Source organism: Sideroxyarcus sp. TK5, from assembly GCF_054601595.1.
In genome coordinates, this window is the sequence record NZ_BAAHSJ010000002.1 from 494,213 (window position 1) to 517,484 (window position 23,272).

The window sequence follows — 23,272 nt, forward strand, 5'->3', positions numbered from 1 at the left end:
AGGCGATAAAGGGGATGTTCGCATTATCCCGCATTGATCCTTGAGTCGATTTAGCGAGTTGTCGGGGGAAACGATCATGGCGATTACCAACCTGCAGGAATCCATAGAACGCCAGCGCAAGATACTCAAGGGCTGGCTCGCTTCTTCGCTTTCGATACTGGCGGAGGATTGCGCGCAGGTGTGGCCGCAGCGGGCGGCGCTGGAAGCCCGCTTGATGGAGGGCATCGCCGAGCTGCCCTACTGCAAGTATCTCTACCTGATGGATGCCAAGGCGCACCAGATCACTTCCAACGCATCGCGCGTCGGCCTGATGGAGAAGCAATTCGGCCGCGACCGCAGCCATCGTCCCTATGTCGCGGCGGCGCTTGCGGGCAGCGATTTCTCTCTCTCGGATGCGTATATCAGCCAGAACGCGAAGCGGCCTTCGCTCACTGCGGTGCAGGCGGTGCACGGGGCGCAGGGGGAGGTGCTGGGTTTTCTGGGGGCGGACTTCGACCTGCGCGAACTGCCCGCCACGCAAGCCATGTATGCGCAGCCGGGGCAGTGGATGCAGCTCAAGGGCGACCCGGCGATACGGGGCGGGCTGTTCCGGCAGCAGCGCTTCGACAGTCCGATGGACCAGCAGATCGACACCGTGCTGCATATCGTCAACGAGCTGGTCACCATGCATGGCGTGTTCCACATCAAGCTGCATTTCTCCAGCTCGCGCGCCACCATCATCGCGATGAACGATCCCTACCGTTTCCGTCTGCACGGCATCGACGAGCTCGGCAAGCCCGATCTCTGTCTGGCGTATCCGCGCGTGGATTATCCCGCTGATGCGCTGATACCCGCGGATGCGGTGCACCGCATACTGGAGGGGTTCCGCGCGCTGCGCTTCATGGATGAGACGATCTATCTGCGTTCGGGGATGCTCAACATCTTCAACGGCATGGTCGGCCTGACCTTCTCGTGCGATGGCTCACACTACCTGCCATGGGAGGAGTTCCTGAAGCGGAAGGACGACTTTCTGACCGGGGCGGCGATGTAGCAGACAGTGATGGCCGGGTGGGGGCTGTCCGTTTCAGATTCATTTGCACCTGATGCGCGCGGTTGAAGTAATACTGATCGCAAAAGGGTTGAAGTCGCGTCGGCAAAGGCGGAGAGTATGAAGCCCGTGGTCAGTTGGTTCTGGCCTGCTTCACTTCAACTGGAGGTGCATCATGTTCTCTCCTGTCACTATCCCCTTCGGGGCGAAGATGCTTTTCAATACGGCCACGATCAAACCCGGCGTGGCGTTCGAGGATGTCGAGCTGGCGCTGGCCGAGATGTGCAATGTGGTGAAAGACACTTACGGCGGCGACAAGGGCGGTTTCATCGCCGGGCAGGTCTATGCGTTCTCGGGTTTCCTTTCGGCAGAAGGCACGCTGGGCGATCCGGGCTCGGCGGAGAAACATATCGCGATCGTGACCTACTGGAAGTCTTTCGAGCAGCACGAGCGCTCGCACGCGGACAAGGTGTTCAAGGAAAAATTCGCGGCGCTGGCCAAGCTGTGCAGCGAGACCAGGGAGCTGGGTTACGACATGCTGTGGCAGGGGGTGCCGGAATAGCTGTCCAGACGTGTCATGCTTGAATAGCGGTGGCGAGTCGTCCAAATCAGTTGTTCCTGCATCATCGATCGTTGAACCGAAGGGAGGTTGTCCATGACTACAGGCACTGTTCGTCTGCATCGCGTGTTGCGCACCAAGCCGGAACGACTCTACAGGGCATTCCTCGATGCGGACGCGATCCCGAAGTGGTTGCCGCCCTATGGTTTCACCTGCAAAGTGGAACATATGGATGTCAGGGTAGGGGGCACGTTCAGGATGTCGTTCAGTAATTTCTCGACCGGCAAGGGAGAATCGTTCGGCGGGGAGTATCTGGAGCTCGTCCCCGCGCAACGGATCCGATATTCGGACAAGTTCGACGATCCGAACCTGCCCGGTGCGATGACGACGACGGTGACGCTGACGCCGGTATCGTGCGGTACCGAGATCGCTATCGTGCAGGAGGGGATACCGGATATGATTCCGCTGGAGATGTGCTATCTCGGCTGGCAGGAATCGCTCGCACAATTGGCGAATCTGGTGGAGCCTGAGATACCGGGTTGAAGTTGGATCGTCGTAGTCGTGTATCGTGCAGTGCATCGTTGTGGATCATTAACCAGAGGAGATCGTCATGGGCAGCAAGGACAAGAAGAAGGAATCAAAGGGCAAGAAACCGCAACCCAAGCCGGTGCCGGGGGCGAAGTAAGCAGGTCCGCCGGGCATGCAATGCCTTATTCACATCGCCCGCAAGGGCGATGTGCTTTTGTAGAGATACGTCATGGGATCGAACGCTCCGGGACTGGGTCCCGATCTTCAAGTACAGGCGGATATGCCGTGCGGAACCGGGCTGCATCTGGCGCGTGTGGCCGCGGTCGATCGCGGGCGCTATGTCATCCGCGATGCGCAGGGGGAGTTGCCGGCCGAGCTGAGCGGCAGGTTCCTGCACCATGCCGCATCCTCCGTGGACCTGCCCTGCGTGGGTGATTGGGTGTGCGCGGAATATCACGACGCGGCGTCGCATGCGACCCTCCATGACCTGATGCCTCGGCGTTCTTTCCTGCGGCGCAAGTCGCCCGGCAAGAACATCGATTTCCAGATGATCGCGGCGAACATCGATGTGGCGTTCATCGTGCAGTCCTGTCATTTCGATTTCAATGTGCGCAGGCTGGAACGTTATCTGGTGATGGTGAACGAGGGGCATATCGAGCCTGTGCTGCTGCTGACCAAGACCGATCTGGTGAGCGAGACGGGACTGGATCGTATGATCGGTGACATCCGCGCGGCTGGCATCACGGTGCGCATCATCACGCTCAGCAATCTGACCGGCGAGGGCGTCGGGCAGGTGCGGGATGTGATGGAGGCGGGCAAGACCTATTGCCTGCTCGGTTCTTCCGGCGTGGGCAAGACGACGCTCATCAACCAGTTGCTCGGACAGGATGCGCTGCAGACGGGCGCGGTGAGCGGCACGGGAGAGGGCAGGCACACCACCACGCGCCGCCATCTGATCCCACTCGACAACGGTGCATTGCTGATCGATATGCCGGGCATGCGCGAGCTGGGCATCCTGAGCGCGGGGGAAGGGCTGGACGACAGCTTCGCCGACATCAAGGCACTCGCCGGACAATGTCGCTTCTCCGATTGCAGCCACGGAAAGGAACCGGGCTGCGCGATCCGCAAGGCGATCGAAAGCGGTGCGCTGAACGCGGCGCATTACCAGAGCTATCTGAAGCTCAAGGCAGAGTCCGATTTCAACGAGATGTCGTATGTGGACAAGCGCAACAAGGACAGGGCGTTCGGCAAGATGGTGCGCACGGTGCTGAAAGAGAAGCGGAAGTGAGATAATCCGCTGCCATGTCGCTGGATAAGGATTCCATCAGGGAGTGAACGGGATGACAGGATTGAGCAGGTACATCGTCGTATTGGCCGCATTGGCATTGATAGGCTGCGGCCCCAAAGAGGACCAGTTCATCGACGTCAAGGCGGCGGCCGAGCGGCAGGCGCGCGGTGAGTTGTTGCTGGATGTGCGCGAGGCTGACGATTACAAGGAATTCCATGCCCCGAACAGCATGAACATCCCGTTCGGACGCCTGGAATATCGTCTGGCCGAACTGGAATCCCATAAGGGCAAGCCCATCATGGTCATCGACCATTCCGGGCTGCGTGCGTCCCGGGCATGGGAGATTCTGCAAAAGGCCGGCTTCACGCAAGTCTCCGTGGTGCAGGGCGGCATGGCCGCGTGGAGAGCAGCCGGGCTGCCGGTCGCGACGCTCCAGCAGCAGTTGGAAAAAGAGCGGGCGGTGGAGGAACGGTTGCAGCAGGAGGCCGAGATGCTGGAGAGGGAGCTGGAAGCATTACGGAACGGGTGATGCGTCCTGATGGGGGGCGATCGAGGTGGATATGAAGAATACGATGAGCGGATCATTGAAAGCTGGGTTGCTGGCCGCATCCTTGCTGGTGCTGGGCGGCTGCACCTCCGTGGTGAAGTTGAACGTTAAGCATGCGCCGGAGATGGATCTGGGGGCGGCAAGGACCTTGAGCGTGGCGCGCTTCACGGTGTCCGGCCAGGTGAATCTGGACGTGGCCAACGGCAATGATATCTGGAGCAACCTGCTGAAGAACGCCGTGGTGGGCAGCTTCTCTGCACCGTCTGCAGTGAGCGTGCAGGAGAACCACTATTCGAGTCTGGTGGATGCGCTGGTGCGCAACGGCTATTACCAGATCGGAACCGGGACGGCTGATGCGAATGTGAGCGGGCATGTGGACTACCGGGTGGATGACAGGCTGTCTTCTCTGGAGGACAAGAAGGCCCAAGAGGGCAAGCGCATGAGTTACACCTTGACCAGGAAAGTGGAAGCGACGCTGCGCTTCATGGTGACGGACAAGAACGGCATGTTGCTGGGGAATTCCAAGGTGCAGCATTCCTCCGAGAAGAAGTGGACTGACGACAGCGAGCAGAAGGTGCGCGAGCGCGCGCAACAGTTGAGCGTGTCGTCTTATGTGATGGATGAGATCGCCGCTGCGAACGCCTTGCTGGTGCAGAAGATCGCGCCGCACTATGTGCTGGAGAGTCGCGTGCTGGAAGAATGCGACAGCGCGCAGAGCGAACAGGGGAACAAGGCGGCCGAGGACGGAGACTGGCTGGCGGCGGCAAGCCATTGGCAGGCGATGAGCGCTAGCGGTGACGCGAAGTGTCGTCATGCGGCGGAATACAATCTTGGCGTGTTCGACGAGAGTCAGGGCCGTCTGGGCGAGGCGCTGATGCGCTATGAGAACGTCTATGCCTTCACGCGCGATGCGAGGTTCGCCGCCGATGCCGAACGTGTCCGCCAGCGCATGCGCGATGAAGAGCGGATGCGGCTGAACGAGTCGAAACGGCAGCAGACGGCACCGCTCTGACTCTGCGCTGACCGGGTCGACACGTAATGATCTCCGAAGTCATTCAGGGAAATTAGATGTTCGATTCGATACTCCGCTTGCTGGGTGTCGCCCCCAGATTCTCAGATCAGGATTCATTCCGGCAATTGAATGAAGTGGCACCGCTGAAGCCAGAGCAAGCTGCGGTGCCGGGCAAGAATGTGCAGAAGGGGTCTTCCTTCATCCGCCGTGAGGCGATCCTGGACCGGAACGAGCGGATCGCTGGCTATGAGTTCGCCTTGGGACAGAAAGTGCAGAACCGCCTGCTCGACAAGAGTGCGCTGATCCGGCGCGTGTACGACGAGGCGATGCTGAGCAACCTTGCACCGCTGGGCGTGTCGTCCTTGCTGGGCGGGCGAAGCGCGTTCATCCGTCTGTCGCTGGATTCGTTGCGCAGTCCGCTGCTGTCCTCCATCGCCCATCCCAATATGGTGATCATGGTCTCCCCGCGTCCGCTGGACGAGGTCGATCTGGCCGCGTTGCGCGATAGTCTGGCGCATGTGGCGGGGATGGGGTTCAAGCTGGGCTGGTCGATCTGCCGGCCTTGTCCTGAATATGCCGAATTCCTGCAGCAGGCCGCCTATATAGAAGTCGATACCACTGCGATGGATGGCATCCAGTTGAAGGCCCTGCTGGCCGAGCTGCGCGCCGCCAACCCCGCACAGAAGTTGATCGCCAGCCATCTGCAGACGGTGGACGATTTCAAATATTGTTTCGAGCGCCGCTTCGATCATTTCATGGGGCCGTTCGTCTCCAGCCGCGAAGACTGGCATCCGGCCAGGAGCGACGTGAATCACCTGCCCGTGTTCCAGGCGCTGGAGATGATCCGGGCGGGGGCCGAGTTCGATGTCATCGCCGATTGTTTGCGTACCGATCCGGTGCTGACCTTCAAGCTGTTGCGTTACATCAACTCGCCCGGCATCGGCCTGCAACAGAAGATCGACGATATCCAGCAGGCGCTGATGCTGCTGGGCCGGGAACGTTTCTACCGCTGGCTGTCGCTGCTGCTGTTCGACAGCAAGAAGCCCGGATTCCGCGAGAACGTGATCCGCGAACAGGCGCTGACACGCGGTCGACTGATGGAGATGCTGGCAGGCAAAGGGCGGGTGCCCGCCAGTGCCGATCCTTTGTTCCTGGTCGGGCTGTTCTCGCTGATGAATGTGATGCTGGCCTTGCCGCTGGAGGAGGTGCTGAAACAGGTGGCCTTGCCGGACGCGGCTGCAGCGGCGCTCAGGGGCGCTGCGGGGCCGATGTATGATGCGCTGCAACTGGCCATCGCGCTGGAATCGGACGCTGGCGAGATGGAAGCGGCCGCTGCACAATGCGGACTGGAAGCCGCTGAAGTGGCGGCGCTGATGATCGATGCGCTGGCCTGGGCGCAGGAGATCGTGGCCGTCAATTGAGGTGTCGGGTAGCGGGGATTTCATAAACAGAGAGGGAGGTGCAGGGTCATGAGTGCAGTCGCAGACTACAAGATCGTTCGTAATTCCACAGTGGGTAGCGAGTTGACCGAGGAGAAGGCCAAGCTGCTGGCGGCCAAGCTGGGTGTGCGCCAGTTGAAGGATGGCGAGCTGCTGGTGAAGGAGGGCGAGGCCGACCAGACGCTGTTCATCCTGGCTGCCGGGCAACTGGCGGTGACCAGCAAGGATGCCGAGGGCGTGGAGCAGTCTGTGTACACCATGAAAGAGGGCGAGTGCGCCGGGACGCGCGCCTTCGTTGAGCAGTCCCCGCGCAAGGCGACCTTGCGTTCGGTCGGCCCCTCTACTGTCTACACCTTGAAACCGGCGGATTTCGAAACACTGCTCGATGCGCATCCGCGGCTGGCGTTCAAGGTGATGCGCGCCCTGTTCCGCGTCACGCATGCCAACCTGTCGCGCATGAATCGCGAGACGCAGGAACTGGCGAACTACATCACCAAGACCCAGGGGCGATATTAGTCAGCGGATAGCGCCTCCCTTGCGTTAATGCCGCATGGGGCACGTACGGCCCGTGCCGGACGTTGCCCCGCTTCCAACAGGAGGTGATCATGAGACGCTCCATCCCTTTCCTGCTGCTGGCTGGCGCATTGGCAGGTTCTCCGCCTGTCATAGCGGCTGCTCAGCCTGTCCCGATGACGAAGACACTCGATCCGCAGCGATTGGAACTGGCTCGCCAGCTCATCGTGTTCGAGGGAGAGCATTGCGCCTATTGCCGCCAATTCGAGGCAGAGGTGCTGGCGCACTGGCGGTCGCCGGTGCCGGTGGTGCGTACGCTTTCCACCGTGCCGCCCAAAGGCTGGACGCTGGAGCAGCCGCTGTTCGCCACGCCGACCATCGTGCTGTTCGAGAACGGGCGCGAGGTGTCGCGCTATACCGGCTACAACCACGAGCAGCAACGCTTCTGGCAGTGGCTGGGCTACCGGCTGCTGACGCCGGATCAGCGGCGCATCGCTTTCGAGCAGGGGACGGAGCGCGCTTTCACCGGTTCCAATCTGGACGAGAAGCGCCCCGGCATGTTCGTCGACCCGATAACGGGCACTCCGCTGTTCCGCAGCGGTACCAAGTTCGAGAGCGGCACCGGCTGGCCGAGTTTCTTCGAGCCGCTGCCGGGGTCGGTGACACTGCACCCGGACGATAGCCTCGGCATGAAGCGCATCGAGGTGCGCAGCGCGAGTTCCGGCATCCACCTCGGCCACGTGTTCGACGACGGTCCGCCGCCGACCGGCAAACGCTATTGCATCAACGGCAATGTGCTGAAGTTCGTGCCGGATGCCGGGGCGAAGTGAGCGTATATTCGGTGGCGCGGCATCAACGACTGGAAAGGGGACGGATATGAAGATCGGCTTGTGGGGCGCGTCTATAACTTTATCGATCTCGTTGCTGCTGGCCGGTTGTGCCATGTCCAGTGCGCCGCCGCCGGCCGATGCCATGCGTGCGGATATCGCCGGTTATCAGTTGCCCAGGCTGCCCGCGGCGGGCAAGGCGCTCGTCTATGTGGTGTTCGTGGAAGCCTGGTACGGGAGTGTCGGGTTCGATGTGTTCCTCGACGGACAGACACCGGCGTATGCGGTGGGGCGCAACAGCGGCGGGCAATATTTCCACTTCGAGCTGGAGCCCGGCGAACACAGGATATTCTCCAAGGGCGAGAAATGGGCGGAGTTGCCGATCACGGTGAAGGCGGGTGATGTCGTGTTCATCCGGCAGGAACTGCAGATGGGGACGATGGAAGCACGGGTGGTACTGGTGCCGCTGGACGAACTGGAAGGGAAGTATTACGTGAGCAAGCTGAAGCCGGGGCAGGCTTTCGCCGCGCTGGAGGCTGGCGCGCCGTTACCGCAGGGGACGGAACGTTCCCTTTCTGCGGGTGAAGTATTCACGGGCAAGGTCACGGGCGGCAACCTCGCGAAGGGCGTCGGCTATTCGAACATCAATATCAAGTTGCTCGTCACTCCGGAAGGCGGTGAGCCGGAGACCTTCTTCGTTCGTTCCGATTCGAAGGTCTATGATGCGAGCGGCAGGCCGCTCGATTACCAGGAAGCGTTCAAGACTTACGGCAAGCGGGTCGAGATACGCCATTTCGTGATACGCGATGCGACCGGTGGCCAGCCCGGCCGTACCGATTTCGAATATGAGATCGGCCACAAGGGGGTGCGCGAGATGCGCATCCTGGACCAGTGATGCGTGTAGGCGGTTCTATGCATATTGGTGGCAGACGCCGCCCGTTTCCCGGATTAGAATCGCGCCGTCACTTCCTTTGAGTCCCACACGATGACCTTGTTACTGAAACAGTTGTTCGCGCTGTTCCGCCTGCTCAATTCCGATACGGGCACCAACCAGATCGCGGCCGGTGTTGCTTGCGGGCTGATCCTCGGGTTCGCACCCATGCTTTCACTGCAGGGCTTGCTGGTGTTCGTGTGCATGTTCCTGTTCCGCATCCAGATCGGGGCGGCGCTGACCTCGGCGGTGTTCTTTGCGCTGCTGGCTTGGTTGGTCGATCCGGTGTCGCATGCGCTCGGTACTGCCATTCTGGAAACGGAATCGCTGCGCCCCTTGTTCACTACCTTGTACAACTTGCCGCTGGTGCCGCTCACGCAGTTCTATAACAGCGTGGTGATGGGAGCCGGGGTGCTGAGCTTGTTGCTCGCACCGCTGGTGTTCTTTGGCAGCAAGCGTCTGATCGTCGCCTACCGCGAGAAGGTGGTGGCACGATTCAAGACCAGTCCGTTCTGGAAGCTGTGGAGCGGGACGACTTTCTTCAAGTGGTATTCGACCTATGAGAAGTTCCATGGATAAGCCGGCAGAGGGCAAGAAGCCCGTGAAAAGACAGGGGCCGATCCGCGTCGAGGCCGTGGTGCCTTTGCTGATCGTGGTCGGCGCGACCGTGCTGTATTTCTCGCTGTTCTTCGATAGCCATCTGCGGCGCGGACTGGAGTATGGCGCGACGCAGGCGAACGGCGCGGAAGTGAACATCGGGCGGCTGCAGACCAGCGTGTTCAAGGCGAGCATGCTGATCGGCGATGTGCAGATGACCGATCCGCTGCAACCGCAGCGTAACCGGGTGCAGATCGGCGAGATGCGCTTCGGCATGCTGTGGGATGCCTTGCTGCGCGGCAAAGTGGTGATTGAAGAGGCGGTCATCGAGGATGTGCAGATCGATACGCCGCGCAAGCGGGCCGGCAGGGTGTTGCCGCCGCCACCGCCGCAGTCGGGGCCGAGCGCTTCGGACAAGATGCTGGCGACGTTGAAGGAGGAGTTTTCCGGCAATGTGGTCGGTGATCTGGCCGCCATCGCGGCGGGTGCGAACCCGTCCGAACAATTGCAGCAGATCACCGGCGAGCTGAAGAGCGATGCCTACATGGATGCGCTGCAACGTTCGATGGATGAGACCGAGCAGCAGTGGAAGACGCGCATGGCGGCTTTGCCGCGCGGCGAGGATTTCGGTGCCTTGCGTACCCGGCTGGGCGATGTGAAGGTGAACGACGTCAAGGATGTCGCACAGCTGCAGGCTGCGGTGAAGGAGTTGCAGGCCATCCGCGACGAGTTCGAGGCGAAGGGCAAAACCATAGGCGAAGCGGGAACGGTCCTGGCGGGCGACCTGAAGGGCTTGCAGTCATCCTTTGCAGGTATCGACGATGTGGTGCGCGAGGATGTGCGCGGTCTTCAGGCGCGCATGAAACTGCCGGCGCTGGATGCCAGCAACCTGTCGCGTGCGCTGTTCGGCATGGATGTGCTGGGCAAGCTTCAGCAGGCGCGTGGATATATGGAACAGGCACGCGAGTACCTGCCCGCCAAGTCTGCAGAGCAGGCCAAGCCCGCGCCGCGCAATATCCACAAGGGGCGCGACTACGCCTTCGGCCATCCCAGGGGCTATCCGGCCTTCTGGTTGCGCCGTGCGCTGGTGACATCGCGGCTGCCCGGCGAGAAGGGGCTGTCGGGTGAGATTCGCGATGTGGCGACCGATCAGGCGCTGGTCGGACGCCCCATGATCGCGACGCTGAAGGGCGATTTCCCGCAGCAGGAGGTGGCCGGGGTCAAAGCCGAACTGGTGATCGACCATACGCAGAGTGAGCCGGTGGAACGCGTACAACTGTCGGTGGCGCGTTATGGAGTGGCGGGGCGTTCACTGGTGGACAGCCCGAGTGTGAAGCTGGGTTTTGCCAAGGCGGCGGCATCTGCGGCCTTCACTGCCGAGCTGCGCGGTGAGCGGGTGGATATCCAGGCCGGCAACCGTTTCCACGACGTGGCATTCGAGACGACTGCGCAATCGCCGGTCGTGCGCGGGATGATGGATGCCTCGCTGGCCGGATTGCGGACGGTGAGCATGGATGCCCGTGTGCGCGGGACCTGGGGTGATCTGGACATGAGCCTGTCCACCAACCTCGGGGATGCGCTGGCGCGCGGCATGAAGCGCTACCTGCAAGAGAAGATGGACGAGGCACGCAAGCGCATCCAGGCGCAGGTGGATAGTCGTATCGCCGCGCAACGCCAGAAGCTGATGGCGCGCCGGGCGGAACTCGAGTCGCGGCTGAAGTCCGTGCTGGCAGACAAGCAGGCGCAGGTGGACAAGCTGCGTGCCGACCTGGATGCGGCACGGCGTGATCTGGAGCAGCGCAAGAATGCCGCGACGGACGCGCAGAAGCAGAAACTGAAACAGGATGCGAACCAGTTGCTGGACAAGTGGCGACGCTAGTCTGTGCCCGCACGCCGCTGGGGCGGCTGTGCTGGACGCGCATAAGGGAGTGAACATTGCAGAGTGTCATCGTGGCGCTGCGGGCCGCTTTCAGGTCGTTCTTCCATCCCCGGATGCTGGCTTTGGTCCTGTGGCCGATGTTGCTGGCGAACGCGTTGTGGCTGGGGGCGGCATTCATCTTCTGGGGCAGCTGGATGGCGGGCCTGACCGGGCTGTTGGAACAGACCTCGCTGGAACAATGGATCGCCCAGGGGGTGCTGGCTGTTGTGGCGCATTATCTGGTGGCGACGGTGCTGGTGTTGCTGTTGTTGCCGGCGATCTTCGTGACTGCGTTGCTGATCACGGCGATCTTCGCGATGCCGGTGATGGTCGGGCATGTCGCGGAGAAGGACTATCCGCAGTTGGTGCGCAAGCAGGGTGGCACGGTGGCGGGGAACGTGTCGAATGCGCTGGTGGCCGTGGCGGTGTATTGCCTCGGCTGGATCGTCACCCTGCCGTTGTGGTTGTTCTCGCCCTTTGCGCTGGTCTTGCCCATCCTGCTCATGGCTTATCTGAACCAGCGCCTGTTCCGCTATGACGCGCTGGCCGAACACGCCAGTCGCGAAGAGATCGGTCTGGTCGTGGAGCGTGCTTCGGGGAAACTCTATCTGCTGGGGGCGCTGGCCGGACTGTTGCAGTTCGTGCCGCTGCTGAACTTCATCGCACCGGTCTATGTCGCGCTGGCGTTCATACACCTGTGTCTTGAGGAGTTGAAGCAACTGCGTGCGCAGGCTGCGGGCAGTTGAAGAGCGCCATGGGGGGCATGGCGCGACGGGGGATGCAGCCTCTAGCCGGCGGAGCGGATGCTGCAGTAGTTCAGCAGATCGCCCAGTGTCTCGTAGGCTTCGCGCATCGACTGGAACAGCCCCAGGAACCGGGATTCACTGTCATAGAGCGCGCGGTGTGTCTGCGGGTCGGTGGTGAGAAATATCTTGACCATGATGTCCTCCGTTTAAGCAGGTTATCGACCGGAGTGGTCAGGACTTTAATCGCGGACGGGCCGGAGGCTATGATCAGGATGCGTGTTTTGCCGTTTCAGTTTGCCGGATCATGCCGATGAGATCGATTGCCCATGTTTCCATATTGTTAATTCTGCTTGGCGCATCGTCGGCCCGGGCGGCAGTGACGGAGTATGTCCGGGAATATACCTACCATGGCGCTACATTCGACACAGAATCGACTTGCCGCACGAATGCGATCGAGGGGGTGAAGCGCGAGCTGCTGGACGAACTCGGTACCTATGTCAGTTCGGTCGTGGAGATACATCAGGATTCGTTGGGGAATTCGCACATGAGTCAGGATGTGATCAATATCACGGCCGGTATCGTGGCGATGAAAGTTCTGGAAGAACGCTGGCGGCGACCGGCGTTCTTCGTGCGTGCCGGGATGAAGGCCGATCCGGATGATGTGCTGGTCAAGTTGAAAGCGCTGCGAGCCGACCTTGAGCTGGAGAATGCACTTCGGGATTCGAACGAGGCGCTTGAGCAGGCGCGCAGAGAACTTGCTTCGCTGAAGGCGCAACTCCAGAGATTGCAGGCGGAAGCCATGCCAGCCTCTCCTGCGGCAAGCGAGGTTCCCGCTATATCCGAAGTGCCTCTAACTTTGCCCGAAAGTCTCCCCGCAGCAGTCTCCGACTCGACACCTGTTGCCACGACGAGCGCTCCCGTAGCGGTCACGGAACCGCCACCTGCTGCCGAGACGCCCCCTCCCGCATCGGCCTCGGAACCGCCGTCTGTCGCTTTGGCAGAACCATCCTCGAACTTGCCGGCCGCAGCGCTTGCCTTGCCTGAAGTGCCGTCACCAGCGGTGGTGGCTGAGGTTCCAGATGCACCGACAGCGCAGGAATTGGTGGTGCAGTATCAGGATGCGATCAAGGATGTGGTGGTGGGGGAGGCGTTCCAGCGTGCTTTGGCGGCGCGGTTGAATGGCGACTTTGACAGCTTGTTCAGCGAGATGAACAAGCTGGCGGAGCAGGGCTATGCCAAGGCGCAGTTCAGACTTGGCTGGCTGTATGAGCGCGGCGTCGGCGTCCGGCAGGACTACGCCAAAGCGCGCGAGTGGTATGAACGTGCGATGCAGAATGGCGATGATTTTGCATTGGCAAGAATGGGATTGCTCTATGAGCTGGGCCTGGGCGTTGAGAAGGACTATGCAACGGCGCGCGAATATTATTCGCGTGCGCTGCGCGCGGAGAATGCGTTGGGTTATGCCCAGATGGGTTATCTGTACGAGACCGGGAAAGGTGTCGAGATGGATCGGCTGAAGGCGGCCGAGCTGTATCGCACCGCAATGGAAAAAGGGAACTATCTGGCGATGACCCGGCTCGGCTTCCTGTATCAGCAAGGGCGCGGTGTCGAGCGCGATGAATACAAGGCGGTCCAGCTGTATCAGCAGGCGGTCGATCATGGCCAGCCGCTGGCGATGACGCGGCTCGGGCAGATGTATAACCTCGGGCGGGGCGGGCTGACGCGCGACCACCAGCGCGCGATGGGTTTGATACGCGAATCGATGCGCTACAAGCTGCCGGCGGCTTTCGCATTCATGGGGTTCATGTACGAGAACGGATGGGCGGTAGAACAGGATTATGCGCAGGCGCGCATGCTGTATGAGAAGGCGGCAGCATTGGATGCGCCTTTCGCGGAGTTGCGGTTGGGGCTCCTGTACAAGGAAGGACGCGGTGTGGCGCGCAGCCGTGACAAGGCCCTTTATTGGCTGGATCGCGCAGCCGGCAAGGGCGAAGAACGTGCCGCAGAGATCAGTTCGCGGATGAGACGAGGTCGAGAATGAGAAGCGATCCAGAAAATACCGGGAATACCCGCAACATCTGGATGCGCGGTTTGTTCATGTTGTTGATGGGGTTCGCCTTGCATGTGAGCGGGACGGTGCTGGCTGTCGTGGCAGTGGTCCAGTTCGTGATCGTGCTGGCGAACGGCTCGCCCAATGCACGTTTGCTGGTATTCGGCCGCAGTCTGGCCAACTACTTGCGGCAGATCGTGAACTATCTGACTTTTGTGACGGAGACCATCCCTTTTCCGTTCGGCGAATGGCCGACTGACGAATGATCACGGGGAATATCCGTTGTCCACTCCGACCGAATTGAGACTGGCGGCACTGCATTGGCTGGCTGAAGGCGATGTGGCCGCAAAGTGCGCGGGGGTGCGCGAGCTGGCCCGCTGCTGGTCGGACGGACGGCTGGCACTGGCTGCCGATGCGCGCCTGGCTTGCGCACTGCCTGTCCCGGTGCATCCAGCCAGGCCTGAACTGGTCGCTCCGCGCGATGTGCCGCGCCGTGCCATGCACACCCCCGAGGGACGCGCGGCGATGGTGCACGCGATGGCGCATATCGAATTCAACGCGATCAATCTGGCGCTGGACGCGCTGTGGCGTTTTGCCGATATGCCGCGCGACTATTACGCGGACTGGCTGCGCGTGGCGGACGAGGAGGCGCTGCATTTCACCTTGTTGTCCGATCATCTGCAGACGCTGGGCTTCGCCTACGGTGACTTTCCCGCGCACAACGGTTTGTGGGATATGGCGCTGAAGACGCAGCATGATGTGTTGGCACGCATGGCCCTGTTGCCGCGCACGCTGGAGGCGCGCGGGCTGGATGTGACGCCGGGCATGAAGACCAGACTGGTGCAGGCGGGCGATCAGGCGATCGCACCCATCATGGATATCATCCTGCGTGACGAGGTGGGGCATGTCGCGATCGGTAACCGCTGGTTCGACTGGTTGTGCGTGCAACGCGGGCTGGCGCCGCTCGCGACCTATGCCGCATTGGTCGCGCAACATCATCCCGCGCCTTTGCGCGGACCGTTCAATCTTGCGGCGCGGCGTGAGGCGGGATTCAGCGAGGCGGAGCTGGTTGCGCTGCAGGCACAGGATGCATAAGGGAGAGGCATCGGCATGGGCTTCACGGTAGAGGTCAGGGAGAGCGACGGGCTGCGTTCGCTGCATTTCGGTTCGGCGTGGATGCAGGGCGCGATGCGCATCGACCATCCCTTCGACCTGGCATTCGAATACACGCGGGTGATGATGGCGGCATTGTTGCTGCGCGAAGGCGACTTTCCGGAAAAGGTCTTGCAGATCGGTCTGGGTGCGGGTTCGCAGACCAAATTCCTGTACAGGCACAGACCGGCGGCGCACCTGACCGTGGTGGAGATCGAGCCCAAGGTGGTGACGGCGGCGAGAGATTCGTTCTGTCTGCCGGACGATCCGGCGCGGCTGAAAGTGGTGGTGGGCGACGGGGCGGAATTCGTGCGCCGCACCGACCAGCGCTATGACTTGATCATGGTGGACGGATTCAACGACCACTCCCATCCCGGTGATCTGAACACGCTGCCGTTCTACCGGACGTGTCGTGAGCGCCTGACCGATCAGGGCATCCTGGCGGTCAACCTCATCGGTTTGAGCGACTGTGTGAAAGGCGGCTTCGCCTTCATCGAGACTGCATTCGCGCAGCGTGCGGTGAGATTCCCGCGCTGCGCCAGCGGCAACACTATCGCCTTCGCGGCGGCGGGTGCACCGATTGATATTACGCTCGAAGAGTTGCAGGAGAGAGCGGCCAAAGAAGATGCGGGACTGGCGCTCTCGCTGATGCTGGACAGGTTGGCGACCTTGCCGGGCAGCGAGGGCGGCCGTTTGAGGATCTAGTTGTCGGAGTAGACGACGTGGCCGGTCGAGCGTTCGTCCTCGTGCCGGATCACGGTGGTCGAGACCGTGATGTGCTCGTCCTTGCGCAGGCCGTAATGCTCGGTGAGCAAATGCGCGATCAGATTGGCATTGTTCTCGTCGGGCACCAGGGCCATGGTCACGGTGTCTGTCGCGTTGTGCAGCGAGACGCGATAGAAGTGGGCGGGGATGCGTATGTATGTGCGGTGCATGATGTTCCTCGATGGCTGACTTGCCGTTGTCCGATCGCGGGAATCGCCCTGAGGTCGCAGCTCAGTGTTCGGGCGTTCTGCGAAGCAGGCGTAACGCTACCGCTACATTGGACTTTTGTAAACGAGAATCATCCGGTCCGGGGATGATCCGCCGGTATGCGGGGGCGTGACGGCGCGAGGGTATTGCGGAGAAAGCTCAACTGGCCCATGCTTCCGGAACCGCTGGCTGCAGCCTCGGGACCGTTTGGACATCCCGACTTGCCGGTAGGCGGCAGGGCACTGGATGGGCGCTTGCGATTTTGCACATAGACCGTATAAGGGCGGGGTGGGGATGAGTCAGGAGTTCCTGGATCGAATGAAAGGGCCGTTCCGCGGCATGTTGCACTGGAGCGACCTGGATGCATTGTGGGCGGCGGTGCGGGCGAAGCCTGAGGGGTGGTACATCAGCATGGTCGGCGAGGAGCCGCTGCCGCAGACGATGACGGTCGAGGCATTGAACGATTTCATCACCGAAGTGGATGGGCTGCTGCGTCGCGAACATGACTGTACGCACTGCGGCATCGTCTATGCCGATGACATGGCCCAGCCTTCGTTCATCAAGATCCACGATCCGGCCACTGTCGGCAGCTCGTGCAGCAGTACCCCGGTGCCGCCGCGCTGGATGCTGAGCCGTATGCCGCCGTCATTGATCAAGGACGAGGCGCCCTTGCCGGGCAATCGCCGGCGCTGGTGGCAGAAGCTGTTCGGGTGAGTCTGTCGTGTCGCAGTACGGGCATGGTGCACAGAGTACGGCCTGTCTCGGGGACGGGCCTGCCATAAGGGTGTATTTAAATGGAAATGCTTCCGTTCCTGCATAGAAATAGACGCATCTACCTGCGATACACCCTGCTGGGTCTGGTCATCGTTCTTTCTTTCGCCTCGATCCAGATTTTCTTCATCCTGCCCGAGCATCAGCCCCGGCATTTCATCGTGCCGGTCTTGCTCGGCTCATTCATCGGATTCCTGTTGTCCACTCTGGTCGCATTGCGTAGCGAGCTCGCCAATGGGCAGAAGATATTCCGTGCCGTGGCCGATCTGGCTCAGGAATTCATCTATGTGCGCAACATCGATGGCGTGTATGAATACGTGTCGCCGTCCTGTCTTGCGATCACCGGATACAGCGTGGAGGATTTCTATGCCGAGCCACATCTGATGTCGCGGCTGGTGCTGGTGGAGGATCGCGGGGTCTGGGACCAGCATGTGTACCAGATGCACGAGCAGGGAAAGCCGGAGAGACTGCTGATCCGCATCCGGGCCCGTGACGGGCAGATCCGCTGGCTGGAGCATCTGTGCAGCGACCTGCGCGACGAGCAGGGCAAGTTGCTCGGGGTGCGTTCGACCAATCTGGATGTCACCGAGCGCATGGTGAAGGAGCAGCAGCTGGCCATCGCCGCAACCGCCTTCGAGACGCACGATGCCATCCTGATCACCGATGCGGAAGCACGGATCGTCCGCGCCAACCGGGCGTTCACAGAGATCACCGGCTACGAGTCGGACGAGGTGATCGGCAAGACACCGGCCATCCTGAAATCGGGCAAGCATGACAAGGCGTTCTACGAGGAGATGTGGGCGACCCTGGCGCGCGAGGGGCGCTGGGAAGGCGAGCTGCTGGACCGCCGCAAGAGCGGTGATATCTATCCCAAGCAACTGACCATCACAGCGGTCAGGAACGAGCAGGGGCAGGTGACGAACTACGTCGGGATATTCAGCGACATCACCTCCCGCAAGGCCGCCGAGGAGGAGATCAACCGCCTCGCCTACTACGATACGCTCACCTCCTTGCCCAACCGGCGTCTGCTGATAGACCGCCTGCAGCTGGCGATGGCGACGTGCGACCGCAACAAGAGTTACGGCGCGGTGCTGTTCATCGACCTGGACAACTTCAAGGAACTGAACGACACGCAGGGCCACGATGTCGGCGACAAGTTGCTGGTCGAGGTGGCGCACCGGCTGCTCGCCTGCGTGCGCACGGGAGATACGGTGGCCAGGCTGGGCGGGGACGAGTTCGTGGTGATGCTGGCCAACCTGTTCGACACCGAGCTGGACGTGGTGCCGCGCGCGGAGTCGGTGGCGACCAAGGTGCTGGCCTCGCTCAATCTGCCTTATCTGCTCAACGGCCAGCAATACCACGGCACGGCCAGTATCGGCGTGACCCTGTTCCACGGCAGCGAGAAAAGCGTGGACGAACTGCTCAAGCATTCCGATGTGGCGCTGTATCAGGCCAAGAACAGCGGGCGTGCGACCCTGCGCTTCTTCGATCCCTCCATGCAGCAGGCGCTGGAATCGCGCGCGCGGCTGAACAAGGACATGCATCGGGCTCTGCGTGAACAGCAGTTCCAGTTGTATTTCCAGCCGCAGGTCGATGCGGACGGGCGCTGCATCGGTGCCGAGGTGCTGCTCCGATGGGAACATCCCGACCGCGGCCTGCTGTTCCCGAATGCGTTCATCGCGCATGCGGAAGAATCCGGGATGATCGCCGATATCGATTTCTGGGTGCTGCGCGAGGCCTGCCAGCGGCTGCAGCGCTGGCAGGCGAAGCCTGACTTCGCGCGCATCCCGCTGGCGGTCAATGTTTCGGCGGCGGCTTTCATGCGGGCGGATTTCGTCGAGGATGTGCTGGCCATCGTCAATAGCTGCGGGGTCGAGCCGGGGTTGCTCAAGCTGGAGCTGACCGAGACCTCACTTGTCGACGGCGTGGATGAGGCGATCGGCAAGATCAGCCGTCTCAAGTCGGCCGGTATCCGTTTCTCGCTGGATGACTTCGGTACCGGCTATTCCTCGCTCTCCTATCTGCGCCAGTTGCCGATCAGCCAGCTGAAGATCGATCGCGCCTTCGTGCGCAACGTGGTCACCGAAGCGGGCGACGCGATGATCGCCAAGACCATCATCGGCATGGCGCAGAACCTCGGGCTGGAAGTGGTGGCTGAAGGCGTGGAGACGCAGGCGCAGCTCGACCTGCTGGTATCCTTCGGCTGTCGCACGTTCCAGGGCTATCTGTTTTCCCGGCCTTTGACGTTGTGGGATCTCGAGGGCAGCAACTGGTCGACCGTGTAGTCTGGCGCGGGCCGTTGCCGGGTGAGTGATGGATTTTAGATGGAAGGCGGTGCGCGGCACCGTCTAGAGGATATGACAGCAACAACGAACGAACCGGCCCTGAGCGGCCTGCACCCCTCCGTAGTTTGGTCGCACTTTGCGACCTTGTGCTCGATCCCGCGTCCCTCCTATCGTGAAGAAGCGCTGAAGCGGCACCTCGCTGCCTGGGCTGATGCACGTGGCATCGCGCATTTCGAGGATGCGGTCGGCAATCTCATCCTGCACAAGCCGGCCAGTCCCGGCTGCGAGTCCGCGCCGGGTGTGATACTGCAAGGCCATCTGGACATGGTGTGCCAGGCCAACGCGGGTACGGTGCACGACTTCGAACGCGATGCCATCCGGGCCGTGCTGCGTGACGGCTGGGTGGTGGCGGAGGACACCACGCTGGGCGCGGACAACGGCATCGGGGTGGCGCTGGCCTTGGCTGCACTGGAAGCTGAAGGGATCGAGCATCCGGCAATGGAGGTGTTGCTGACTGTCAACGAGGAGTCGGGTATGGACGGTGCGCGCGGTCTGCTCCCCGGCACTTTGCAGGGCCAGCGACTCATCAATCTGGATACCGAGGAATGGGGGCATTTCTATCTGGGTTGCGCGGGCGGGGTGGACGTGGAGGTGCGCCACATCAGTGCGATGGAAGCGTTGCCGCCGGACTATGCGGTGTTGCGTTTCGATGTCTCCGGCCTGCGCGGCGGCCATTCCGGGATCGACATACATCTGGGGCGCGGCAACGCCATCAAGCTGCTGGCCGAAGCCCTGCGCGATCTGGCGGCGCATACCGATGTGCGCCTGATCGAGATGCAGGGCGGCAGTGCGCGCAACGCCATCCCGCGCGAGGCCTTCGCCATCTGTGCCGTGCCGCTGGCAGCAGTCTCAGGCATAGACGAATGGGTGGAGCATCGCTTGGCATCATGGCAGCATCGCTTCGCAGAGGTGGATGCCGGTATCGCGTTGCGCTACGAGCTGGACGAGATGCCGGTGGGGCAGGCGGTGAGCGAGTCTGAGCGGGACAGGCTGCTGGGCTTTCTCGATAACGCGGTCAACGGCGTGTCACGGATCAGCAGCGATTTCCCGGATGTGACCGATACGTCGAGCAATCTGGGTGTCTTCAAACTGGCGCAGGGCGAAAGCAAGGTGACGTTCAAAGTGCGCTCCCTGCTGGATGCACGTGCGGATGTCTTGGCCGACAAACTGGTCTCGTTCGCCGCCGGTTACGGTTTGCGAGCATACAAGGATGGTGCCTATCCGGGCTGGACACCGGATCCGGCTTCGCCACTGCTGGCGTTGTGTCAGCAGGTGTATGAAGCGCAGTTCGGCACACCGGCTTCGCTGCAGGTGATCCATGCCGGACTGGAATGCGGCCTGCTGGCGGCCAGCCATCCACAGCTGGACATGATCTCGTTCGGGCCCGACATACGCGGGGCGCATGCGCCCGGCGAGCGGGTAGAGGTGGCGTCGGTCGCCCGCTGCTGGGAACTGCTGCAGGCGGTGTTGCAGGCGCTGGCTCGCGCCTGACCGCTTATCCTAACAACTGCGATACCAGCGAATATTCGGTGAGGGCAGCATACACCTGCCGCCAGTTGATGCTGCCGTCCTGCGGCTGGTTGGCCAGCAATTGCTGCAGGTTCGCGGTCTGAACCTGCGGCAGGCCGCTGAGCAGGTCGTTGCCGAAAGAGTTCTGCATCAGGGCATCGAGCGAAGGGAACTGGCTGCCGGAACGGCTGATGAAACTGCCGGCGACTTCACTCAGCGCGTCGGCCGTGCCGGCGAGGAGGGCGGCCGTGCCTTGCGCATCCTCGGTGAACGCTGCCTCAAGTCGCTCCGTGTCCAGACTCAGGCGACTACCGTTGCCGGGCAGCAGCTCAGGTTGCAAGTCGATACCGAGCTGCGATAAGCGGGTCAACGGCGAATCGCCGTTCGCATAGCGTGCCAATACCTGCGCATCGAGCGAAAGTGCCAGATCGGCCGCGCCGGAGACGCCGCCGGCAGGCAGGTTGTTCTGGCTGCCGATGGCGGCGATGCTGCCCTGCAAAGTGTTGAACGCATCGACCAGCCCCTGCGCCCGGGTGGTGAGCCCGGAGAGGTCGATGGTCTCACCGTCCGTGGTGGTTCGCAGCGGACGCAAGGTGTTCTGGAAGGTGACGCTGGCGGACAGCAACTGACCTCGTGCAGAGATGCCGACCACGGTCGAGGAGTAGCCGAACAGTGCGGGCGCGGACAAGCTGAGCTCGGCTGAGAGCAGCGCATACGATGGCGTCACCGACGGGCTGGCGAGGATGCCGGCCACCGATGCGTTGGGATAGACGTTGAGCAAGGGGTCCATGACCATCTCCCGAACGGTTGCGTGCATGGGATCACAGCCCCATGCTACTCCTGAACCGCGCACGTTTGAACCCTCCGCGCTGGCAAATCCGGACCTCGGGCATTAGACTCGGCAACCGGAGGAAGTATGAAAGAACAAAAATGGTTGGACCGGCTCGGACCGGAGGATGAGGCCGAGGTCGATAAGCTGTGCATGCGCACCCTGTTCGAGCGGGCGCGACTGGCGGCCATGCTGGCACCGTTCGGGACGCTGTTCATCGCCTGGCTGGTGCTGGATATCGCGCCGTTCTCGCTGGTGCTCACCTGGGTGTTGCTCAACTGCGTGCCGGATGCGGTCACCTTCGTGCTGTCCTCGCGCTGGCTGCGCCATCCCCCGCCGCCAGAACGTCTCCCCCATGTGCTCAACTGGCAGATCGTCCTGCGCGTGCTGCAGGGCCTGAGCTGGGGCATGGCGCTGGTGCTGTTCCATACCGGCGGCCATGTCGAGCTGATCCACGAGCTGGTCATCCTGCTGGTGCTGGTCTCCATCTCCGCCGTCAGCGTGACCAACATGGCACCGTCCTTCGTCACCATGCTGGCCTTCTGCGCCGCCATCCTGTTCGTGCCGTTCTTACATTTCCTGATACAGGGCGAGGCGTTCTATCTCAACCTCGCGGTCGGTCTCGCCATCCTGTTCCTGGTCGAGATGCAGATCGGCTGGGATGCCTGGCGGCAGTTCCGCGAGGGCGTGCGCCAGCTGGTGCTGAACCGGCGCATCCGCCGCGAACTGGAGCTGCGCAACGCCCAGCTCGATGCGCTCAACCGCGACCTGCAGGTGATGGCCATCCACGACCAGCTCACCGGCCTGTACAACCGCCATTTCATCGTCGAGCAGCTGGAGCGGCTGCGCGAGCTGTCACAGCGCCACGGCAACGTGTGCAGCATCGTGCTGCTCGACATCGACCACTTCAAACAGGTCAACGACCGCTTCGGCCATGCGGTGGGCGACGAGGTGCTGCGCGAGTTCAGCCGCCGCATCGAGGGTCTGTTGCGGCAGGGAGATATGCCCGGACGCTATGGCGGCGAGGAGTTCCTGCTGGTGCTGCCGATGGCCGATAGCGCGGCTGCCGCTAAACTGGCCGAGCGCGTGCGCCAGCGTGTGGAGGAGAAGCCGCTGGTCGAGGGGGCACAGACCATCTACGGCACGGCTTCGTTCGGGGTGGCGCAATTGGCGGTGGGTGAGGAGGTGGACGGCTGGCTGGAACGTGCCGACCAGGCGCTGTATCGCGCCAAGTCACAGGGACGCAACCGTGTCGTCGTCGCCTGATGTCCTGTGCTTGCCGCAGGCGCTGGCGGCCTGGGGCAGCGATGCGTTCAGCGAGGTCCTGCGCCGCGAGCTGATTGCGGCAGGCGAGCACGCCCTGCCGTTGCAGCGCTGCTTGGCGCATGGCAACCATGTCGCCGCGACCCCGGTCAACCTGTTGCTGCGCAGTGTCGCTGCCGATGAGGCACGGATACGGGTACGGCTGGATATCCTGTTCCAGAGCGTGGTCGCCGGTTGTTCGTGCGCCGATGACCCCACGCCGTTGTCCGAACTGAACGAATGCTGCACTGTGCAGGTCGATATCGACAGGGCGTCGGCGCTGGCCGACATCCGGCTTCTGGATTGAAGTGGCGCATATCGAAGTCGAGCCGGTTCCCGCCCATCTTCTGTACAATTGCGCCCTCGCAAGCGGTCAGGCCGCGTCGGCTGGCGACAAACATTAACCGGAG

General features: G+C 62.0%; 25 protein-coding genes. 22 read left to right on the forward strand and 3 right to left on the reverse strand.

Going from position 1 to position 23,272, the window contains the following annotated elements:
• The first annotated feature begins 76 nt into the window (after positions 1–76).
• From ACYPYQ_RS05420 to ACYPYQ_RS05480, 13 genes are all read left to right on the forward strand, one after another.
• Positions 77–1,030, forward strand: coding sequence for a PDC sensor domain-containing protein (locus ACYPYQ_RS05420; RefSeq protein ID WP_459720914.1), 954 nt, complete (start codon positions 77–79; stop codon positions 1,028–1,030).
• Between the two features lie 172 nt (positions 1,031–1,202).
• Complete coding sequence (locus tag ACYPYQ_RS05425) at positions 1,203–1,589, forward strand: hypothetical protein (protein WP_459720918.1); 387 nt, start codon at positions 1,203–1,205, stop codon at positions 1,587–1,589.
• Positions 1,590–1,682: 93 nt separating this feature from the next.
• Complete coding sequence (locus tag ACYPYQ_RS05430) at positions 1,683–2,129, forward strand: SRPBCC family protein (RefSeq protein WP_459720926.1); 447 nt, start codon at positions 1,683–1,685, stop codon at positions 2,127–2,129.
• A gap of 214 nt (positions 2,130–2,343) precedes the next feature.
• Positions 2,344–3,402: a ribosome small subunit-dependent GTPase A gene (gene rsgA / locus ACYPYQ_RS05435; protein ID WP_459720930.1), complete on the forward strand. Its 1,059-nt coding sequence runs from the start codon at positions 2,344–2,346 to the stop codon at positions 3,400–3,402.
• 61 nt (positions 3,403–3,463) lie between these two features.
• Complete coding sequence (locus ACYPYQ_RS05440; RefSeq protein ID WP_459720933.1) at positions 3,464–3,931, forward strand: rhodanese-like domain-containing protein; 468 nt, start codon at positions 3,464–3,466, stop codon at positions 3,929–3,931.
• 43 nt (positions 3,932–3,974) lie between these two features.
• Complete coding sequence (locus ACYPYQ_RS05445) at positions 3,975–4,961, forward strand: DUF6340 family protein (RefSeq protein WP_459720935.1); 987 nt, start codon at positions 3,975–3,977, stop codon at positions 4,959–4,961.
• 56 nt (positions 4,962–5,017) lie between these two features.
• Positions 5,018–6,382 (forward strand): EAL and HDOD domain-containing protein, encoded by a 1,365-nt coding sequence (locus ACYPYQ_RS05450; RefSeq protein WP_459720938.1) that lies wholly within the window; start codon positions 5,018–5,020, stop codon positions 6,380–6,382.
• 48 nt (positions 6,383–6,430) lie between these two features.
• Positions 6,431–6,916, forward strand: a complete 486-nt coding sequence (locus ACYPYQ_RS05455; protein ID WP_459720941.1) for a Crp/Fnr family transcriptional regulator — start codon at positions 6,431–6,433, stop codon at positions 6,914–6,916.
• Positions 6,917–7,005: 89 nt separating this feature from the next.
• Positions 7,006–7,743, forward strand: a complete 738-nt coding sequence (msrB, locus tag ACYPYQ_RS05460; RefSeq protein ID WP_459720944.1) for a peptide-methionine (R)-S-oxide reductase MsrB — start codon at positions 7,006–7,008, stop codon at positions 7,741–7,743.
• Positions 7,744–7,789: 46 nt separating this feature from the next.
• Positions 7,790–8,635 carry a hypothetical protein gene (locus tag ACYPYQ_RS05465; RefSeq protein ID WP_459720948.1) on the forward strand — a complete coding sequence of 282 codons (846 nt, stop codon included), beginning with the start codon at positions 7,790–7,792 and terminating at the stop codon, positions 8,633–8,635.
• Between the two features lie 90 nt (positions 8,636–8,725).
• Positions 8,726–9,250, forward strand: a complete 525-nt coding sequence (locus tag ACYPYQ_RS05470) for a TIGR03546 family protein (protein ID WP_459720952.1) — start codon at positions 8,726–8,728, stop codon at positions 9,248–9,250.
• Positions 9,243–11,147: a TIGR03545 family protein gene (locus ACYPYQ_RS05475; protein WP_459720956.1), complete on the forward strand. Its 1,905-nt coding sequence runs from the start codon at positions 9,243–9,245 to the stop codon at positions 11,145–11,147. Before ACYPYQ_RS05470 ends, ACYPYQ_RS05475 begins: the two co-directional genes overlap by 8 nt.
• A 56-nt stretch (positions 11,148–11,203) precedes the next feature.
• Positions 11,204–11,932: an EI24 domain-containing protein gene (locus ACYPYQ_RS05480; RefSeq protein WP_459720959.1), complete on the forward strand. Its 729-nt coding sequence runs from the start codon at positions 11,204–11,206 to the stop codon at positions 11,930–11,932.
• Between the two features lie 41 nt (positions 11,933–11,973).
• Here the strand turns inward: ACYPYQ_RS05480 and ACYPYQ_RS05485 are convergent, their stop codons facing one another.
• A complete protein-coding gene (locus ACYPYQ_RS05485; protein ID WP_459720962.1) occupies positions 11,974–12,126 on the reverse strand; it encodes a hypothetical protein in 153 nt (50 codons plus the stop codon).
• Between the two features lie 116 nt (positions 12,127–12,242).
• Here ACYPYQ_RS05485 and ACYPYQ_RS05490 point away from each other — a divergent pair, with 116 nt between their 5' ends.
• From ACYPYQ_RS05490 to ACYPYQ_RS05505, 4 genes are read left to right on the forward strand one after another with little or no spacing between them, the layout of a single operon-like run.
• A complete protein-coding gene (locus ACYPYQ_RS05490) occupies positions 12,243–13,973 on the forward strand; it encodes an SEL1-like repeat protein (RefSeq protein WP_459720965.1) in 1,731 nt (576 codons plus the stop codon).
• Entirely contained in the window at positions 13,970–14,248 is a 279-nt protein-coding gene (locus tag ACYPYQ_RS05495; protein WP_459720968.1) for a DUF4389 domain-containing protein, read from the forward strand. Before ACYPYQ_RS05490 ends, ACYPYQ_RS05495 begins: the two co-directional genes overlap by 4 nt.
• A gap of 16 nt (positions 14,249–14,264) precedes the next feature.
• On the forward strand, positions 14,265–15,077 hold the full coding sequence (locus ACYPYQ_RS05500) for a ferritin-like domain-containing protein (protein ID WP_459720972.1): 813 nt from the start codon (positions 14,265–14,267) through the stop codon (positions 15,075–15,077).
• Between the two features lie 15 nt (positions 15,078–15,092).
• On the forward strand, positions 15,093–15,839 hold the full coding sequence (locus ACYPYQ_RS05505; RefSeq protein WP_459720974.1) for a fused MFS/spermidine synthase: 747 nt from the start codon (positions 15,093–15,095) through the stop codon (positions 15,837–15,839).
• Here ACYPYQ_RS05505 and ACYPYQ_RS05510 read toward each other — a convergent pair.
• Positions 15,836–16,069: a hypothetical protein gene (locus tag ACYPYQ_RS05510; protein WP_459720976.1), complete on the reverse strand. Its 234-nt coding sequence runs from the start codon at positions 16,067–16,069 to the stop codon at positions 15,836–15,838. The genes ACYPYQ_RS05505 and ACYPYQ_RS05510 overlap by 4 nt on opposite strands.
• 355 nt (positions 16,070–16,424) lie before the next feature.
• Between ACYPYQ_RS05510 and ACYPYQ_RS05515 the strand changes: the two genes are divergently transcribed.
• The 3 genes from ACYPYQ_RS05515 to pepD all read left to right on the forward strand — a co-directional run bounded on the left by ACYPYQ_RS05515 (position 16,425) and on the right by pepD (position 20,713).
• Complete coding sequence (locus tag ACYPYQ_RS05515; RefSeq protein WP_459720978.1) at positions 16,425–16,820, forward strand: hypothetical protein; 396 nt, start codon at positions 16,425–16,427, stop codon at positions 16,818–16,820.
• A gap of 80 nt (positions 16,821–16,900) precedes the next feature.
• Positions 16,901–19,162 (forward strand): sensor domain-containing protein, encoded by a 2,262-nt coding sequence (locus tag ACYPYQ_RS05520; protein WP_459720982.1) that lies wholly within the window; start codon positions 16,901–16,903, stop codon positions 19,160–19,162.
• A gap of 72 nt (positions 19,163–19,234) precedes the next feature.
• Positions 19,235–20,713 carry a beta-Ala-His dipeptidase gene (gene pepD, locus ACYPYQ_RS05525; protein WP_459720986.1) on the forward strand — a complete coding sequence of 493 codons (1,479 nt, stop codon included), beginning with the start codon at positions 19,235–19,237 and terminating at the stop codon, positions 20,711–20,713.
• A 4-nt stretch (positions 20,714–20,717) separates the two neighbouring features.
• Here pepD and ACYPYQ_RS05530 read toward each other — a convergent pair whose 3' ends face one another.
• Positions 20,718–21,521, reverse strand: a complete 804-nt coding sequence (locus ACYPYQ_RS05530) for a hypothetical protein (RefSeq protein WP_459720989.1) — start codon at positions 21,519–21,521, stop codon at positions 20,718–20,720.
• 126 nt (positions 21,522–21,647) lie between these two features.
• Between ACYPYQ_RS05530 and ACYPYQ_RS05535 the strand changes: the two genes are divergently transcribed.
• The gene (locus ACYPYQ_RS05535) at positions 21,648–22,826 is read left to right on the forward strand and encodes a GGDEF domain-containing protein (protein WP_459720992.1); all 1,179 of its coding nucleotides are present in this window, start codon (positions 21,648–21,650) and stop codon (positions 22,824–22,826) included.
• Positions 22,810–23,169, forward strand: coding sequence for a hypothetical protein (locus ACYPYQ_RS05540; RefSeq protein WP_459720995.1), 360 nt, complete (start codon positions 22,810–22,812; stop codon positions 23,167–23,169). The genes ACYPYQ_RS05535 and ACYPYQ_RS05540 overlap by 17 nt, the downstream gene beginning before the upstream one ends.
• The last annotated feature ends 103 nt before the right edge of the window (positions 23,170–23,272 follow it).